Raw genomic sequence first — 17,476 nt, forward strand, 5'->3', positions numbered from 1 at the left:
GGCTTTTCATTGTACGTCCAAAAATTCGTATGATAAGATAATCATTAGTTTTTCTGTTTACCTTGTGAGGAGGCTGGGAATGAATCGAGCATTGCGCTACGCCATATTATACTTATTAATATTCTTTGTAATCGTTGGGATTTTTGCTACATTCAACACGAGCAATACGACTACTAAAAATATTAAGTTTAACGAGTTTATGACTTCTCTGGAAAAAGGAGAAGTAACAAGTGTTACATTACAACCTGAATCGGGTGTATATTACGCTGAAGGTGAAATGAAAGGCTATAAAAAAGGAGAAAAGTATTTAGCGATTCTCCCATATAATAGCGAAGATTTACAAACTAAAATTTATACATTGGCAACATCCAATTCAGTGCCTGTAGAATATAAAGAAACTCCTAAAACAAGTGGTTGGGTTCAATTCTTCACTGGATTATTGCCGTTCTTAATTATTATCATTTTATTCTTCTTCTTATTAAGCCAATCACAAGGCGGTGGTAACCGTGTGATGAACTTCGGTAAGAGTAAAGCGAAGTTATATGATAATGATAAGAAAAAAGTTAGATTTAATGATGTTGCTGGTGCAGATGAAGAAAAAGCTGAACTAGTTGAAGTAGTAGATTTCTTAAAAGATCCACGCAAATTCGTGGAAATTGGAGCTCGTATACCTAAAGGGATTCTATTAGTAGGTCCTCCGGGTACTGGTAAAACATTACTTGCTCGTGCAGTTGCGGGTGAATCTGGCGTGCCGTTCTTCTCTATTAGTGGATCGGATTTCGTTGAAATGTTTGTTGGAGTAGGGGCTTCCCGAGTACGTGATTTGTTTGAAAACGCTAAGAAAAATGCACCATGTATTATCTTTATAGATGAGATTGATGCAGTAGGTCGTCAACGTGGAGCTGGACTTGGTGGAGGTCACGATGAGCGTGAGCAAACACTAAACCAACTACTTGTTGAAATGGATGGTTTCGGTGCAAACGAAGGTATTATTATCATTGCTGCAACAAATAGACCAGACGTATTAGACCCAGCACTTCTTCGTCCAGGTCGTTTTGACCGTCAAATTACTGTAGGTCGTCCAGACGTTAAAGGTCGTGAGGCGGTACTTCAAGTACATGCTCGTAATAAGCCACTTGATGAATCAGTTGACTTAAAAGCGATTGCACAGCGTACACCAGGATTCTCTGGAGCAGACTTAGAAAACTTATTAAACGAAGCAGCTTTAGTAGCAGCTAGACGTGATAAGAAAAAAGTCGATATGCGAGATATAGATGAAGCGACTGACCGTGTTATTGCAGGTCCGGCAAAAGCTGGAAAAGTCATTTCTGAAAAAGAAAGAAATATTGTTGCATACCATGAAGCAGGGCATGTGGTTGTTGGTTTAACTTTAGATGATGCAGATATCGTTCATAAAGTAACAATCGTTCCTCGTGGTCAAGCAGGTGGATATGCAGTTATGCTTCCTAGAGAAGATCGTTATTTCATGACAAAACCGGAATTACTAGATAAGATTGCTGGTTTGCTTGGTGGTCGTGTAGCAGAGGATATTATTTTCGGTGAAGTTTCTACCGGAGCACATAATGACTTCCAACGCGCAACAGGTATTGCTAGAAAAATGGTTACAGAATATGGGATGAGTGACAAGCTAGGACCAATGCAATTCGGTCAAGCACAAGGAGGCAACGTCTTCTTAGGTCGTGATTTTAACTCTGAACAAAACTATTCGGATGCAATTGCTTATGAAATAGATCAAGAAATGCAAATAATGATTAAAGATCAGTATACTCGTACGAAACAAATATTAACGGAAAAACGTGAATTATTAACATTAATCGCAAAAACGTTACTAGAGGTAGAAACACTAGATGCTGCTCAAATAATGCATTTACAAGAGCATGGTACCCTTCCTGAACGCTCATATGATGAGATAGATCAAAAAGCTGCTATTGAGCTGAAGAAAGAAGAAGTATCGGATGCAGTAGGTGCACCTGCGGATCCATCTATTAGTGATTTACCAAAAGAAGAGGGTTCACTAAGAGAAACAGAAAGCCCAGTTCAAGAAGAACGTAGAGATTAATAGATAAGAATAAGCTGATTGCCTCCTTATAACTCGAGGCAATCAGCTTTTTTCTTCGTATATATATATGGTATGATGTGTGGGAAACGCAACAAAAAGGTGAGGATAAGCTAGATGATACTTGTTTTAGATACAGGAAATACTAATATTGTGTTAGGGGTTTACGAAAACGATAAGCTGATACATCACTGGCGTATGGAGACAGATCGTTTAAAAACGGAAGATGAGTATGGAATGCAGGTGAAGGCATTATTTACTCATGCCGCCATTTCTTTTGATCAAATAGAAGGCATCATAATCTCTTCTGTTGTTCCACCTATTATGTTTTCCTTAGAAGCTATGTGTAAAAAATATTTTAGCATTAAGCCCATTGTGGTTGGTCCTGGAGTCAAAACGGGATTGAATATTAAATATGAAAATCCGCGTGAAGTCGGGGCCGATCGAATAGTAAATGCGGTAGCTGCTATTCATGAATACGGAAGTCCTCTAATCATTGTAGATTTTGGAACTGCTACGACCTATTGTTTTATCAATGAACTTGGAGAGTATATGGGTGGGGCCATTGCTCCGGGTATAGGTATCTCAACAGATGCCCTATTTAATAGAGCTAGTAAGCTTCCGCGTATAGAGTTGACAAGGCCTGAAAATGTCATTGGGAAAAATACAGTTGCTGCAATGCAAGCAGGAATCGTGTACGGTTATGTAGGGCAAGTGGAAGGTATCGTAAACCGTATGAAGCAAGTATCAAAGAAAACACCTAAAGTAATAGCTACAGGTGGTATGGCTTCCTTAATAGGGGACGAAACGACTATAATGGATGTTATTGATCCATTCTTAACGTTGAAAGGTTTATATTTAATATATCAACGAAATATTGATGAAAGAGGTAATAAATAGATGAGTGATTATTTAGTAAGAGCTATAGCGTTTGAAGGGAGTGTACGTGCCTTTGCGGTTCGTACAACTGACACAGTAGGAGAAGCACAAAGACGTCACGGGACTTGGCCAACCGCATCTGCTGCACTTGGAAGATCGATGACGGCTTCACTAATGATGGGTGCTATGTTAAAAGGTGAAGATAAAATAACGGTAAAAGTAGAAGGAAATGGTCCAATTGGTCCAATGATTATTGATAGTAATGCAAAAGGTGAAGTACGTGGTTATGTCACTAATCCTCAAACCCATTTCGATTTAAACGAACATGGTAAATTAGATGTTCGTCGTGCTGTAGGAACAGAGGGTACACTTACGATTGTAAAAGATTTGGGCATGCGAGACTTTTTTACAGGACAAGTTCCAATTGTATCGGGTGAACTTGGCGAAGACTTCACTTATTATTTTGCTGTTTCTGAACAAGTTCCTTCTTCTGTTGGACTTGGCGTTCTTGTAAATCCAGACAACACTATTCTGGCGGCTGGCGGATTTATAATACAATTACTACCTGGAACAGATGATGAAACGATTACAATTATTGAAGAGCATTTATCTAAGATGGAGCCTGTTTCTAAACTAATCGAAAGAGGTTTAACTCCAGAAGAAATACTATTTGAAATTCTTGGTAAAGATAATGTTCGGATTTTAGATTCTGCACCAGTTTCTTTTGATTGTAATTGCTCTAAAGAAAGATTCGGGAAGGCCATTTTCACACTAGGTGAAAAGGAAATTCGTGAAATGATCGAAGAAGACGGAGGGGCCGAAGCACACTGTCATTTCTGTATGGAGAAATACAATTATTCAGTAGATGAATTGGAGTCATTTATCGATGAAATTAACGCATGATAATAATGCCCCTACTAAAAAGCGCTTAAAAACTAAACCGGTATTAGTTGTTCTAAGTATCCTGTTGCTAGGTAATTTACTGTGGTTCATCGCATGGTTAATACCAAACGATACGACTAAATCTAATGATTCGGAAGAAGTTGCGTCCGTAGCGGGAAAAGTTATTACGAAAGAACAATGGATGGCTTCTATGGAGTCTATCTACGGTAAAGAAGTTTTGTTAGATATTGTGAATGCAGAAGTTATGGAAGCTGCGGCTAAAAAATATAAGATTAAAGTAACGGATGACGAAGTGGATTTAGAACTTGCATTAATACGTTCAACGCAAGACGGCGTGTCCCTACAAACCAATGATGAAGACCTTGTTAGAAAGAGTATTCGTTCTCGCTTAATTCTAGAAAAAGTATTAGCCAAGGATATTGTCATTGAGGACGAGGCGATTAAAGCATTTTATGACAATAACAAAAATCTATACAATACTGCAACATCTTATCGAACAAGTGTCATTTATGTAAGCACAGAGGCTGAAGCCGAAAAAGTTGCAAAAGAGTTAGAAAATGGTTCGTCTTTTGAAGGACTTGCTAGAGAACGATCTGCTGATCCAAGTTCGGCAAGTCTAGGGGGAGATATCGGTTATATATCCGAAGGAAATGAATCGGTGGATAAAGTTTTAATTGATGCAATTCAGAATACGAAAAAAGGTAAATGGAGTAAACCAATTACATTAGCGGATGGAAGATTCGCTGTAGCAATGGTGAAGAGTGTATTTGAAGGTAAATCGTTTTCATATTCTGATGTACAAGATCATATTCGCAGAGAACTGGCGCTTGATCAAATTCCACAATCAGTTACACAAGAAGCTTTTTGGAAAGAGTTTGATGCAGATTGGGTTTATAGTGAGTAATTCATATATTTAGAGACCATCTTTTATAATAAAGATGGTCTTTTCTAATTTAGATGATATGAAAAGTAGCGTGTGTCACTTTATTCCTTCCGCGTTCCTTAGAAGAATAGAGTGCTTTATCTGCGTGTGCCATAATAGAAGAGGCAGTATCCATAGGATTGCAAGTCGCTACACCAATACTCACGGTAATTTTCATAATCTTCCATTTCGCGAATTGAATGGTACTTCTTAATAGCTCTGCTTCTTTTAAAGACTCTTCCTCATTTCTCAAAGGCAAAATAACAACGAATTCCTCACCACCATATCGAGCAATCGTATAGTCTTTTGGGAAAAAATCGTCCAATAGATTAGCTAATTGGATTAAAACCTCATCGCCTACAAGATGTCCATGTGTATCATTGACCGATTTAAAATGATCAATATCTAATATTAACAGTGAAAAGAGGCAATTGGTTTGTTTATATTGCACTAAGTATTCATCTAGTTTTTCAATGAAGCATCTGCGGTTTTTTAAACCTGTAAGTCCGTCGGTAATGGAAAGTATCTCGAGCTTATTATTTAGTTTTAGTAATTCTATTTGCTTATGTTCAAGCTCAAGATGTAGTTCTTCCATTTTTACTAAAGCGACATTTTTCTCGCGATAGGCTTCCTCTACCAGTATTTTAGCTTTACGTATTTCTTGTTCATAATCTATTCGTCTACCCATATGTACAAAAATACAATCTACAACATCAGTTTCCTCATAATATTTCCCGTTAAATAATACTGGAATATCTGTACCATTACTTCCTTTTAAGTTTAAATATATTTCATCCACATATCCATTTAGTTGAATAAAAGGATAAAAACAGGAGTGGAACAATAATTTATTGGCAACGGACATAATAGACTCAATATGATGGGAGATTAAATTGTCTTGTGTGTAGTTTCCCATCTGCAGGAATGTTCTATTTACATCTAAAATTATTCCTTGCGGGGTCATGGAAATGTAACCACACGGCAAACTATACAATCTCTTATCCATCAAAGTACATCCTTCCAATTCAAATATTTACGTCAATAGAAAATTATTTATATAACTAATCGTTTCTTTGGGATGGCTAAGGTGAGGGTAATGCCCCTTAGCTTCCATTAAGTAAAGCGTACTATTCTTCATATGCTCGTGTAAATAATTGCCTACTACTAGAGGTACGATACTGTCATCAGAACATTGCATTATTAACGTAGGTGTTGTTACTTTATCTAAATCTGCACGATGGTCAGAAAAGAACGTAGTCTCAGCAAATTGTCTAGTTATTAAAGGATTTGATCGAGTAAAGCTCTTTTCAAGTTCTTCTGTTAGTGCAGGAACGTCAGGGTTTTTCATACCGAGAGGTGCCATAAAGCTAGCCCAACTAAAATAATTCATTTCCATCATAGTGAGTAGTTCTAGGACATCCTTTTCTTCGAACCCACCATGATATATGTCCCCCTCATTGATATAGCAAGGAGAAGGTCCAATCATTATCATTTTACTGAAGTATTCAGGGCGTTCAATAGATGCAAGCATGCCAATCATGGAACTGACCGAATGTCCGATAAATATAACATTCTTTAATTTGAGTGCTTCCAGAATGTCTAAAACGTCCTGAGCGTAGCCATGAAGTGTGCTGTACTTTTCGAAATCATACGCAGTTAAATCTGAATTTCCTGACCCTACATGATCAAACAAGATTATTTGATAATTTTTTTCAAAAAATGGTGTAATATATCTCCACATATTTTGATCGCATCCAAAACCATGTGCGAATATAATAGTACGGTCGCCTTCACCTAAAATTTTCACATTATTTCTAACTAGTATATTATTCATTAAAAAACCCCGATCATCTTAGATTTGTTTTCATTAAATTTAAGTTGACATTTGCACAAAAAATTCTCCGAAGTATAATCATTGTAAATAATCAATTATACACGAGTTACTTTTAGTATTCTATCGCTTAAATGATAATATGGATAAATTTGCATGATGGAATATTCAGAAATATTGAATGTAAATTTATTGACATTTTCACTGAATCATTGGTATGATTAAGAAATAAAACCTATTAGACAAGTAGGGATTGGGAGTGGAGAAATGACGAAGTTAGCGCAATCTGTATTGGATTTGATCGGAAATACACCAATCGTAAAATTAAACCGTGTAGGAAACCCTGAAGATGCTGAGGTATATGTAAAACTTGAATACTTTAATCCAGGGAGTAGCGTAAAGGATCGTATCGCAATGGCGATGATTCAAGCTGCTGAAAAAGAAGGTAAGTTAAAAGAAAATGGCACAATTATAGAGCCTACAAGTGGTAACACAGGGATTGGTCTTGCTATGATAGCGGCAGCAAAAGGCTATAACGCTGTATTAGTTATGCCTGATACTATGAGCTTAGAGCGTAGAAACCTACTTCGTGCTTACGGAGCGGACCTTGTATTAACTCCAGGTGCTGACGGTATGAAGGGTGCTATTGCAAAAGCGGAAGAGCTTGCAAAAGCAAATGGTTGGTTTATGCCCCAACAATTCAATAATGGAGCAAATCCAGAAATCCATCGCTTAACAACTGGGCCTGAAATCGTAGAGGCATTCGATCAATTAGATGGATTTGTATCAGGTATTGGTACTGGTGGAACAATTACAGGCGCGGGTGGAGTGTTAAAAGAAAACTTCCCAGGTATCCATATTGCTGCAGTAGAGCCAACTGATTCAAATATATTATCTGGTGGTAAACCAGGCCCTCATAAAATTCAAGGTATTGGTGCAGGATTTATACCAGAAGTTCTGGATACAAAGCTTTATGACTCAATCATTCAAGTAACGAATGACGATGCATATGCCACTTCTCGTGAAGTAGCAAAACTAGAAGGTATTCTTGGTGGAGTTTCTGCAGGTGCAGCAATTTATGCGGCCCTTCAACTTGCTAAAGAACTTGGAAAAGGGAAAAAGGTATTAGCCATTGTTCCGGATAATGGAGAGCGTTACTTAAGCACACCTTTATACAAATTCGAAGATTAATAACAAATAGATAGAAAATATGAAGAGAGGGAGCAGGTAATGCTTCCTCTTTTTTTCTGTATTTCATTTTTATAAATTAGTTTCAATTATTTTCTTAGTGGCGAAAAGGAGTAGTTTCAAGTTAAGATGAAATCAAATCGTTTATAGGGGGATTTGAGAAAGTGAATATCAAACTAGAGACACATACCTTTCATATGACAAAGGAAACTTTTTTCTATGCTTATAAAATGTTAACAAAAGAGCAACCATATAACGTGTTTTTAGAGAGTGGCAGGGGTGGTCACTTATCTGTTGCAGCTTGGAATCCTGTAGCTATAGCAAAGTCAGTAGAAAATGGCTTGCAGATTCATTGGAGAAGTGGAGAAAGAGAAGTTCGTGAAGGAGAGGCACTAGAGGAGTTAGAAAAACTAGTTTCTGAATATAAGTTGCCTTTTCAGCAAAATTTACCCGACTACCAAGGTGGGGCTATTGGTTTTATTAGTTATGATTATGCAAGGAAGATAGAAGTTTTACCGGATTTGGCTGAGAATGACTTACATATTCCAGATATCTATTTCCATCTATACGATTGTTGGGCAGTATTAGATATAAAAACAGAAGTGGTCACGTTAATGAAGCTCTCTACTTGTGATGTAGATTTAATGGAACTAAAGCAAGAGTATATGGAAGCTGCTGAAAAGGGAATGGATTTAAGGAAGTTTCATCCTGGTTCTGCAATGGAAGTAGCGGAAGACCCAGCTGAGTTAAAGGTGTCGGTAAGCTCAAGTGAGTTTGAATCTGCCGTATTGAAAGTTCAACAATACATAGCGCAAGGTGACGTTTTCCAGGTTAACTTATCTGTCAGACAATCGAAACAATTGAAAGTAAGTCCAATAGAGATGTATGAAGCGTTGCGTGCATTCAACCCTTCTCCTTATATGGCTTATATACAAGCACCAGAGTTCTCAGTTGTCTCAGGATCCCCCGAATTATTAGTAAAGAAAAAGGGGACTGAGTTATCTACTAGACCAATTGCTGGAACAAGACCACGGGGGAAAAGTGACTCGGAAGATATCTTGTTAGCAAATGAATTGATTGAAAATGAAAAAGAGCGTGCGGAGCATGTCATGCTTGTCGATTTGGAGCGAAATGACCTTGGCCGTGTTTCGTCCTATGGAACAGTGGATGTGGATGAGTTTATGGTTATAGAAAAATACTCTCATGTGATGCATATTGTCTCTAATGTAAAAGGGACACTTCAATCTGGTACATCCAATAAAGAGATCATTCGTGCAATGTTCCCTGGAGGTACGATAACCGGTGCACCTAAAATTCGGACGATGGAAATAATCGAAGAGCTAGAGCCAGTGCGTAGAGGGCTATATACTGGGTCAATTGGGTGGTTAGGATTTTCCGGAGATTTAGAATTTAATATTGTAATACGCACTGCATTTATTCAAGACGGGATGGCTCATATACAAGCTGGTGCTGGCATTGTCATTGACTCGGTACCGAGCGCGGAATATACGGAATCATTAAACAAAGCAAAAGCAGTGTGGCAGGCGAAGGCTATGGCAGAAGGAGGGTACAAATGATCTTAATGATTGATAACTATGATTCTTTTACTTATAATCTCGTTCAATATATAGGAGAGTTAGAAATTGAAGTAAAGGTGGTTCGTAATGACGAAATAACTATAGAGAATATTCTAGAACTAGACCCTCAAGTCATTGTTGTGTCGCCTGGACCATGTACACCAAATGAAGCTGGTATTAGTTTGGAGGTAATTACGTATTTTGCAGGGAAGATTCCTATTCTGGGTGTTTGTTTAGGTCACCAGGCTATTGGACAAGCATTTGGAGGAAAGGTTATACGTGCCGAACGATTGATGCATGGGAAAGTTTCTCCAGTTTTCCATGACGAAACTGGTGTGAATAGCGATATGCCAAATCCTTTTCAGGCGACAAGGTACCATTCCTTACTTGTGGAAAGAGAATCATTACCGGACTGTTTGGAGATTACCGCTTGGACAGAAGAAGGGGAAATAATGGGACTTCGTCATAAAAAGTATGCTGTAGAGGGAGTTCAATACCATCCGGAGTCAATCATGACCGAAGAGGGTAAAAAAATCATCCGTAACTTTGTTGAAACGTATAACTTTACCGCTAAGGAGAGTCATTAAATGGATGCATGGAAAGATGGAAGACTTTACCGCGCAGACGAACTAATGGTATCGGCATATGATCATGGCTTTTTATATGGACTTGGCTTTTTTGAAACGTTTCGTACATACAATGGAAAAGTTTTTTTATGGGATGCGCACTGGAATCGTTTATGCCGGGCACTTTCCGACTTCCGAATAGAGTTGCCCTATAAAGAACAGGAGCTAATTGCAGCGGTAGCAGCACTTACAGAAGCGAATCATGGGGAGGATGGCTATTTTCGGTTGAATATTTCGGCTGGTCCCCACGACATTGGTTTGCAACCTTCGTATTATAAGAAGCCGACAGTAATTTTATATCGTAAAGCATTGCAAATTGCACCTAGGGGCACAGAGAAATCTGCTATCTGGCTAGAGACAGTTAGAAATACTCCTGAAAGTGGTGTGCGTCATAAATCCCACCACTATGCGAATAACGTACAAGCTAGATTCGAGTTAGAGTCGCTAGCTTCTTGTGAAGGTTTTTTCCTAACGGTAGATGGATTTGTAGCAGAGGGAATAACATCGAACATTTTTTGGTCCACTAATGGGAAGTTGTATACTCCATCTTTACAAACGGGTATTTTAGCGGGTACGACACGTGAGTGGGTGAGAAACTGTTCTTTATTTGAAGTGGAAGAAGGTTTCTTCACAAAGGATGAATTAGAAAAGGCGGATGAAGTATTTATCACTAATGCGGTACAGGAAATAATACCGATTAAGCAATTGGGGAAAATCCAGTTTTGGGGTAATGCGGGACCAGTTTATAAGGCGTTACATGATAGCTATAAAAGATGCATACAGCAAGAAGGGATCGAATGATGAATTTACACAAAAATAGTGGCAAGTTTGAAGCTGGTGGAGTTGCGTTAGACTTTCAGAAGGAAACGATTGTGATGGGTATATTAAATATTACTCCTGACTCTTTTTCAGACGGTGGAAAGTTTAACGAAATAGAAACTGCTGTTGCAAGAGCGAAACAAATGGTTGCTGATGGTGCCAAAATAATAGATATTGGCGGTGAATCTACAAGACCTGGCTATACCCGTATTTCAGATGATGAGGAAATTGCTCGTGTTGTTCCTGTCATTCAAGCGATAAGAGCAGAAGTAAATACAGTAATCTCGATTGATACATATAAATCTGCAGTTGCAAAAGCTGCAGTACTTGCGGGTGCACATGTGATAAATGATATTTGGGGAGCTAAGAGAGACCCTGAAATAGCAAAAGTTGCAGCTGATCATGGAGTTCCGATAATATTGATGCACAATAGAAACAATGAAGAGTATACTGATTTCTGGTCAGAAGCAAAACAAGATTTAGAAGAGAGTATTCAAATAACGAAAGCAGCTGGAGTTTCAGACGAGCATATATGGTTGGATCCGGGTATTGGTTTCGCCAAATCAACTACTCAAAACATCTGGATGATACAGCATTTAAGTGATTTAGTTGAGATGGGTTACCCTGTATTATTGGCAACGTCTCGTAAACGATTAATCGGCAACGTTTTAAATCTTCCTGTCGATGAACGAATGGAAGGTACTGGAGCAACAGTTTGTTATGGTGTTCAAGTTGGGTGTCATATGGTTCGAGTACATGATGTAAAAGAAATAACTCGTATGACGAAAATGATGGATGTATTGACTGGAAAAGTGAAGTATATGGAAAGTGAGGCGTAATATAAATGGATTACATACATTTGAATGACTTAGAATTTTACGGATTTCACGGAGCATTGCCAGAGGAAACAAAGTTAGGTCAAATATTTAGAGTAACTATCACGTTAGCATGTGATTTGAAAAAAGCAGGTGAAACCGATAATTTAGAGGAAACTGTAAACTATGCAGAGGTCTTTGAGCTATGCAAAGGAATAGTAGAAGGCAAACCGTATTTATTAATAGAAGCAGTTGCAGAAAAAGTCGCTACATCTATCTTACAAGAATATGCAGAGAAGGTTAGTGGCTGCCGTATCCAATTAGTAAAACCGAATCCCCCGATTGTTGGACATTATGCTTCTGTGGCCGTCGATATTACTAGAGGTACATTATGATGAATACTGTATTTATATCGCTAGGATCAAACATAGGAAATCGTTTGGAGTTCCTTCAGCAAGCAGTGCGGTTGTTGCAGCAAGTAGAAGGAGTGAATGTAGTCAAAGTATCTTCGGTTTATGAAACAGACCCGGTGGGGTATGAGGATCAGGCTGCATTTTTGAATATGGTAGTAGAGATTGAAACGTTATGTAGTCCACATGAAATATTAAAAAAGTGTAATGAGATAGAGGCACAATTAGGACGAACTCGAGAAATCCATTGGGGCCCCCGAACTGTAGACCTTGACATTTTGTTGTATAATAAAGAGAATATGAAAACGGAGGACCTTATTATCCCACATCCACGGATGATGGAAAGAGGCTTCGTGCTTATACCACTTGTGGAATTACAAGCGGATTTAGTAGATCCGCAATCTAAGCAGTTAATAGCAGATGCTGCGCAAGTTCAGAAAGAAGGCGTCCATTTATGGAGAACATTCGATGGGGTCGGCGCATTCGTGCATTTCGTAGGTTAAAAATGGTAAAGCAGGTTGAACTTGCAAAAGAAATGGAAATGTCTGTGTCTATACTTGGTCAAATTGAGCAGGGTAAACGAATTCCGAGTGAGGAGCAATTAGAAAAGATTGCCTCTATACTTCATATACAAGTAGAAGAATTAAAAGGAGAAACAAAGGTAGGTGAACAATGATGGCAAATGCATCGACAAAACCATTTAAAATAGGTAATCACATAATGGATAATCGAGTAGTATTAGCACCAATGGCTGGTATTTGTAATTCAGCATTTCGATTGACTGTAAAGGAATTCGGAGCTGGCTTAGTATACGCTGAGATGATCTCGGATAAAGGGATTGTACAGAAAAACGAAAGAACCTTGAGTATGCTTTATATTGACGAGCGTGAAAATCCACTATCACTTCAGATTTTTGGTGGAGAAAAAGAAACTCTTGTAGAAGCAGCTAAGTATGTTGACCAGAACACGTCAGCGGATATCATTGATATCAATATGGGTTGTCCTGTAAATAAAATCATTAAATGCGAGGCCGGAGCTAGAATGCTTTTGGATCCTAACAAGATTTATGAAATGGTTGCAGCGGTAGTAGATAACGTTAAAAAACCAGTAAGTGTGAAAATGCGTACTGGTTGGGATGAAGAACATCTATATATGGTGGAAAATGCCCAAGCGATAGAACGCGCTGGCGGATCAGCAGTAGCTGTCCATGGTCGTACACGCGTCCAAATGTATGAAGGACATGCAAACTGGGATTTAATACGTCAAGTGAAAGAGGCAGTGAATATTCCTGTTATCGGAAATGGTGACGTAAATACACCTCAAGATGCAAAACGTATGCTAGATGAGACAGGTGTAGATGCAGTTATGATTGGTCGTGCTGCGCTAGGTGATCCGTGGATGATTTACCGTACAGTAGAGTACTTGGAATCGGGTCTGTTAAAACCAGAACCAACTGTACAAGAAAAGATGGACATATGCTTACTGCATTTTGAACGTTTAATGGCCCTAAAAGGTGAAAATATTGCGGTTAGAGAAATGCGCAAACATGCATCTTGGTACTTAAAAGGTATTCGGGGCAATGGTATAGCAAGAAACAAGATTAATCAAACTGAATCTGCACAAGAGTTAAAAGACTATTTACGTTACTTTGCAGAAGAGTCTTCTAAAGAATATGAGGCTGCAGAATCTATCCTGATTTAATCGATAAACCAAAGGGCTGTCACTATAGGTGGCAGCTTTTTCCGTTTAAAACCATAATCAGAATAATAGAAAAAGTATTCTTCTATTAGAAAAAGATGATTAGAATGCAGAAATTGTGTACAATAAATGCATCGTGAAAAAGTAATTACGGATAATAGATAGTGGAGGAGTGACGAACATGTCTAATATGGAAGAATTAAACGATCAACTTTTGGTGAGAAGACAAAAGATGGCTTCAATACAAGAAAAAGGGCTAGATGCTTTTGGTAGTAAATTCGTACGTTCACATTTAAGTAATGAAGTAGTTACTGAGTTTGATCAATTTACAAAAGAACAATTAGAAGAAACACTACATGAAGTGATTATTGCTGGTAGAATTATGACGAAGCGTGGAAAAGGAAAAGCAGGATTTGCGCATATTCAGGATCTTGGTGGCCAAATTCAAATTTATGTACGTAAAGATGCTATTGGTGATGACGCTTATGAGTTATTTAATACAGCTGATTTAGGAGATATAGTGGGTATACGTGGAAATGTATTCCGTACACAAGTTGGAGAGCTATCTGTAAAAGCAACTGAGTTCACATTCTTAACTAAATCTCTACGACCGATGCCGGAGAAATTCCATGGCTTAAAAGATGTCGAGCAACGTTATCGTCAACGTTATTTAGATCTAATGACTAGTGAAGAAAGTAAAAATACATTTATAACGAGAAGTCGTATTATTCGTGCTATGCGTCGTTACTTAGATAACGAAGGCTACTTAGAGGTGGAAACACCAATGTTACATACAATAGCAGGTGGAGCAGCAGCTCGTCCCTTCATAACGCATCATAATGCGTTAGATATGGAATTATATATGCGTATCGCAATTGAATTACATTTAAAACGCCTTATAGTAGGTGGATTAGAGAAAGTCTATGAAATTGGTCGTGTATTCCGTAACGAAGGTGTATCTACACGCCATAACCCAGAGTTTACGATGATTGAATTGTATGAAGCTTATGCAGACTATAATGATATTATGAATCTAACGGAAAACTTAGTTGCTCATGTAGCGCAAGATGTTTTAGGGACAACTACGGTAACTTACGGGGAAGATCAGATTAATCTTGCGCCGGGTTGGAGACGTTGGCATATGGCTGATGCGGTAAAAGAAACTACGGGTGTTGACTTCTGGGCAGAGCTTACAAAGGAAGAGGCGCACGCTTTAGCTAAGGAGCACGGAGTAGATGTAAGACCATCTATGGAAGTAGGACATGTATTAAATGAATTCTTCGAACAAAAAGTAGAAGAAACACTAGTGCAACCGACATTTATCTTTGGTCATCCGGTAGAAGTATCACCACTTGCGAAGAAAAATCCAGAAGACGGCCGCTTTACTGATCGTTTTGAATTATTCATCGTCCGTCGTGAGCATGCGAATGCTTTTACAGAGTTAAATGATCCTATTGATCAACGTCAGCGCTTCGAAGCACAAATGGTAGAAAAAGAAGCTGGTAATGACGAAGCGCATGAAATGGATGAAGATTTCTTAGAAGCGCTTGAGTATGGAATGCCGCCAACAGGTGGTCTAGGTATCGGTATAGATAGATTAGTGATGTTATTAACTAACTCAGCCTCTATTCGCGATGTACTATTATTTCCGACAATGCGTCATAAAGATTAAGATAGGTATTATAAAAAGTGAGTTACTACTATTAGTAGTGGCTCACTTTTTATATTTATACTATATATTGTGTGTGGTATAGTCGTTAGAAGTTTTTAAATAAAATTTAAGAAAACCACTTGTCAGAACGTTTCACAGGTGGTATAGTTATCAAGTTGTCATTTTCATTAGTGACTTACACGAAAAACAAATTAAAAAAAGTTGTTGACAACGATATCAGGATTTGATATGATATTAAAGTCGCCAAAACGACATTACAACAACATGAACATTGAAAACTGAACATGCAAAACGTTAAGAAACATAGCTTTCAACTAACTTGTTAGGATGATAGCAAAACAATTTTGGACATCATTTAATGATGATGCCAGCAAAACAAAATGAGCTTTTAAACTAGTTCTAATTTGTCCGCTTTCAATGTGCTCTGCATACTGGAAGTGAACTATTATGGAGAGTTTGATCCTGGCTCAGGACGAACGCTGGCGGCATGCCTAATACATGCAAGTCGAGCGAATGACGAAGAAGCTTGCTTCTTCTGATTTAGCGGCGGACGGGTGAGTAACACGTGGGCAACCTGCCCTGTAGATTGGGATAACTCCGGGAAACCGGGGCTAATACCGAATAATCCATTTCCTCACATGGGGAGATGTTAAAAGACGGTTTCGGCTGTCACTACAGGATGGGCCCGCGGCGCATTAGCTAGTTGGTGAGGTAACGGCTCACCAAGGCGACGATGCGTAGCCGACCTGAGAGGGTGATCGGCCACACTGGGACTGAGACACGGCCCAGACTCCTACGGGAGGCAGCAGTAGGGAATCTTCCACAATGGACGAAAGTCTGATGGAGCAATGCCGCGTGAGTGAAGAAGGTTTTCGGATCGTAAAACTCTGTTGTGAGGGAAGAACAAGTATGAGAGTAACTGCTCGTACCTTGACGGTACCTCATTAGAAAGCCACGGCTAACTACGTGCCAGCAGCCGCGGTAATACGTAGGTGGCAAGCGTTGTCCGGAATTATTGGGCGTAAAGCGCGCGCAGGCGGTCCTTTAAGTCTGATGTGAAATCCCACGGCTCAACCGTGGAAGGTCATTGGAAACTGGGGGACTTGAGTACAGAAGAGGAAAGCGGAATTCCAAGTGTAGCGGTGAAATGCGTAGAGATTTGGAGGAACACCAGTGGCGAAGGCGGCTTTCTGGTCTGTAACTGACGCTGAGGCGCGAAAGCGTGGGGAGCAAACAGGATTAGATACCCTGGTAGTCCACGCCGTAAACGATGAGTGCTAAGTGTTAGGGGGTTTCCGCCCCTTAGTGCTGCAGCTAACGCATTAAGCACTCCGCCTGGGGAGTACGGTCGCAAGACTGAAACTCAAAGGAATTGACGGGGGCCCGCACAAGCGGTGGAGCATGTGGTTTAATTCGAAGCAACGCGAAGAACCTTACCAGGTCTTGACATCCCGCTGACCGGCCTAGAGATAGGCTTTTCCCTTCGGGGACAGCGGTGACAGGTGGTGCATGGTTGTCGTCAGCTCGTGTCGTGAGATGTTGGGTTAAGTCCCGCAACGAGCGCAACCCTTGATCTTAGTTGCCAGCATTTAGTTGGGCACTCTAAGGTGACTGCCGGTGATAAACCGGAGGAAGGTGGGGATGACGTCAAATCATCATGCCCCTTATGACCTGGGCTACACACGTGCTACAATGGACGGTACAGAGGGTCGCAACCCCGCGAGGGTGAGCAAATCCCATAAAACCGTTCTCAGTTCGGATTGTAGGCTGCAACTCGCCTACATGAAGCCGGAATCGCTAGTAATCGTGGATCAGCATGCCACGGTGAATACGTTCCCGGGCCTTGTACACACCGCCCGTCACACCACGAGAGTTTGTAACACCCGAAGTCGGTGGGGTAACCCTTACGGGAGCCAGCCGCCGAAGGTGGGACAGATGATTGGGGTGAAGTCGTAACAAGGTAGCCGTATCGGAAGGTGCGGCTGGATCACCTCCTTTCTAAGGATAATATCGGAATACGAATTTTTATTCGTATCTTAACGTTTTGCAGTTCAGTTTT

The 17,476-nt window shown here is 39.5% G+C and carries 16 protein-coding genes and 1 rRNA gene; 15 read left to right on the forward strand and 2 right to left on the reverse strand.

The genetic code is table 11. The features are described from left to right. The first annotated feature begins 79 nt into the window (after positions 1-79). The 4 genes from ftsH to MKX39_RS00370 all read left to right on the forward strand — a co-directional run bounded on the left by ftsH (position 80) and on the right by MKX39_RS00370 (position 4,763). Positions 80-2,080, forward strand: a complete 2,001-nt coding sequence (gene ftsH, locus MKX39_RS00355) for an ATP-dependent zinc metalloprotease FtsH (RefSeq protein ID WP_340761088.1) — start codon at positions 80-82, stop codon at positions 2,078-2,080. Between the two features lie 114 nt (positions 2,081-2,194). After that, positions 2,195-2,977, forward strand: coding sequence for a type III pantothenate kinase (locus MKX39_RS00360; RefSeq protein ID WP_340767865.1), 783 nt, complete (start codon positions 2,195-2,197; stop codon positions 2,975-2,977). After that, on the forward strand, positions 2,978-3,859 hold the full coding sequence (gene hslO, locus MKX39_RS00365; protein ID WP_093538654.1) for an Hsp33 family molecular chaperone HslO: 882 nt from the start codon (positions 2,978-2,980) through the stop codon (positions 3,857-3,859). Then, a complete protein-coding gene (locus tag MKX39_RS00370; RefSeq protein WP_340767867.1) occupies positions 3,843-4,763 on the forward strand; it encodes a peptidyl-prolyl cis-trans isomerase in 921 nt (306 codons plus the stop codon). The genes hslO and MKX39_RS00370 overlap by 17 nt, the downstream gene beginning before the upstream one ends. 49 nt (positions 4,764-4,812) lie before the next feature. Here MKX39_RS00370 and MKX39_RS00375 read toward each other — a convergent pair whose 3' ends face one another. Continuing rightward, the gene (locus tag MKX39_RS00375) at positions 4,813-5,787 is read right to left on the reverse strand and encodes a sensor domain-containing diguanylate cyclase (protein ID WP_340767869.1); all 975 of its coding nucleotides are present in this window, start codon (positions 5,785-5,787) and stop codon (positions 4,813-4,815) included. A gap of 27 nt (positions 5,788-5,814) precedes the next feature. Beyond that, positions 5,815-6,615 (reverse strand): alpha/beta fold hydrolase, encoded by an 801-nt coding sequence (locus tag MKX39_RS00380; RefSeq protein ID WP_340767872.1) that lies wholly within the window; start codon positions 6,613-6,615, stop codon positions 5,815-5,817. A 264-nt stretch (positions 6,616-6,879) separates the two neighbouring features. Between MKX39_RS00380 and cysK the strand changes: the two genes are divergently transcribed. From cysK to MKX39_RS00435, 11 genes are all read left to right on the forward strand, one after another. Further along, entirely contained in the window at positions 6,880-7,803 is a 924-nt protein-coding gene (gene cysK, locus MKX39_RS00385; RefSeq protein WP_340767873.1) for a cysteine synthase A, read from the forward strand. A gap of 194 nt (positions 7,804-7,997) precedes the next feature. Further along, the gene (locus tag MKX39_RS00390; protein WP_340771276.1) at positions 7,998-9,377 is read left to right on the forward strand and encodes an anthranilate synthase component I family protein; all 1,380 of its coding nucleotides are present in this window, start codon (positions 7,998-8,000) and stop codon (positions 9,375-9,377) included. Next, a complete protein-coding gene (gene pabA, locus MKX39_RS00395; protein ID WP_093538659.1) occupies positions 9,374-9,964 on the forward strand; it encodes an aminodeoxychorismate/anthranilate synthase component II in 591 nt (196 codons plus the stop codon). The genes MKX39_RS00390 and pabA overlap by 4 nt, the downstream gene beginning before the upstream one ends. Further along, positions 9,965-10,804, forward strand: coding sequence for an aminodeoxychorismate lyase (gene pabC, locus MKX39_RS00400; RefSeq protein WP_340761094.1), 840 nt, complete (start codon positions 9,965-9,967; stop codon positions 10,802-10,804). Then, a complete protein-coding gene (folP, locus tag MKX39_RS00405; protein ID WP_340771279.1) occupies positions 10,804-11,661 on the forward strand; it encodes a dihydropteroate synthase in 858 nt (285 codons plus the stop codon). The genes pabC and folP overlap by 1 nt, the downstream gene beginning before the upstream one ends. 5 nt (positions 11,662-11,666) lie before the next feature. Next, complete coding sequence (gene folB, locus MKX39_RS00410; RefSeq protein ID WP_093538661.1) at positions 11,667-12,032, forward strand: dihydroneopterin aldolase; 366 nt, start codon at positions 11,667-11,669, stop codon at positions 12,030-12,032. Then, positions 12,029-12,550 carry a 2-amino-4-hydroxy-6-hydroxymethyldihydropteridine diphosphokinase gene (gene folK / locus MKX39_RS00415; RefSeq protein WP_340761095.1) on the forward strand — a complete coding sequence of 174 codons (522 nt, stop codon included), beginning with the start codon at positions 12,029-12,031 and terminating at the stop codon, positions 12,548-12,550. The genes folB and folK overlap by 4 nt, the downstream gene beginning before the upstream one ends. Then, the gene (locus MKX39_RS00420; RefSeq protein ID WP_093538663.1) at positions 12,502-12,723 is read left to right on the forward strand and encodes a helix-turn-helix domain-containing protein; all 222 of its coding nucleotides are present in this window, start codon (positions 12,502-12,504) and stop codon (positions 12,721-12,723) included. The genes folK and MKX39_RS00420 overlap by 49 nt, the downstream gene beginning before the upstream one ends. Next, positions 12,723-13,748 carry a tRNA dihydrouridine synthase DusB gene (gene dusB, locus MKX39_RS00425; RefSeq protein ID WP_340771281.1) on the forward strand — a complete coding sequence of 342 codons (1,026 nt, stop codon included), beginning with the start codon at positions 12,723-12,725 and terminating at the stop codon, positions 13,746-13,748. Before MKX39_RS00420 ends, dusB begins: the two co-directional genes overlap by 1 nt. A gap of 178 nt (positions 13,749-13,926) precedes the next feature. Then, a complete protein-coding gene (gene lysS, locus MKX39_RS00430; RefSeq protein ID WP_340761096.1) occupies positions 13,927-15,417 on the forward strand; it encodes a lysine--tRNA ligase in 1,491 nt (496 codons plus the stop codon). 444 nt (positions 15,418-15,861) lie between these two features. Continuing rightward, a 16S ribosomal RNA gene (locus MKX39_RS00435) occupies positions 15,862-17,415 on the forward strand. Positions 17,416-17,476: the final 61 nt, after the last annotated feature.

Source organism: Psychrobacillus sp. FSL K6-1464, assembly GCF_038003145.1.
Lineage (GTDB): Bacteria > Bacillota > Bacilli > Bacillales_A > Planococcaceae > Psychrobacillus > Psychrobacillus psychrotolerans.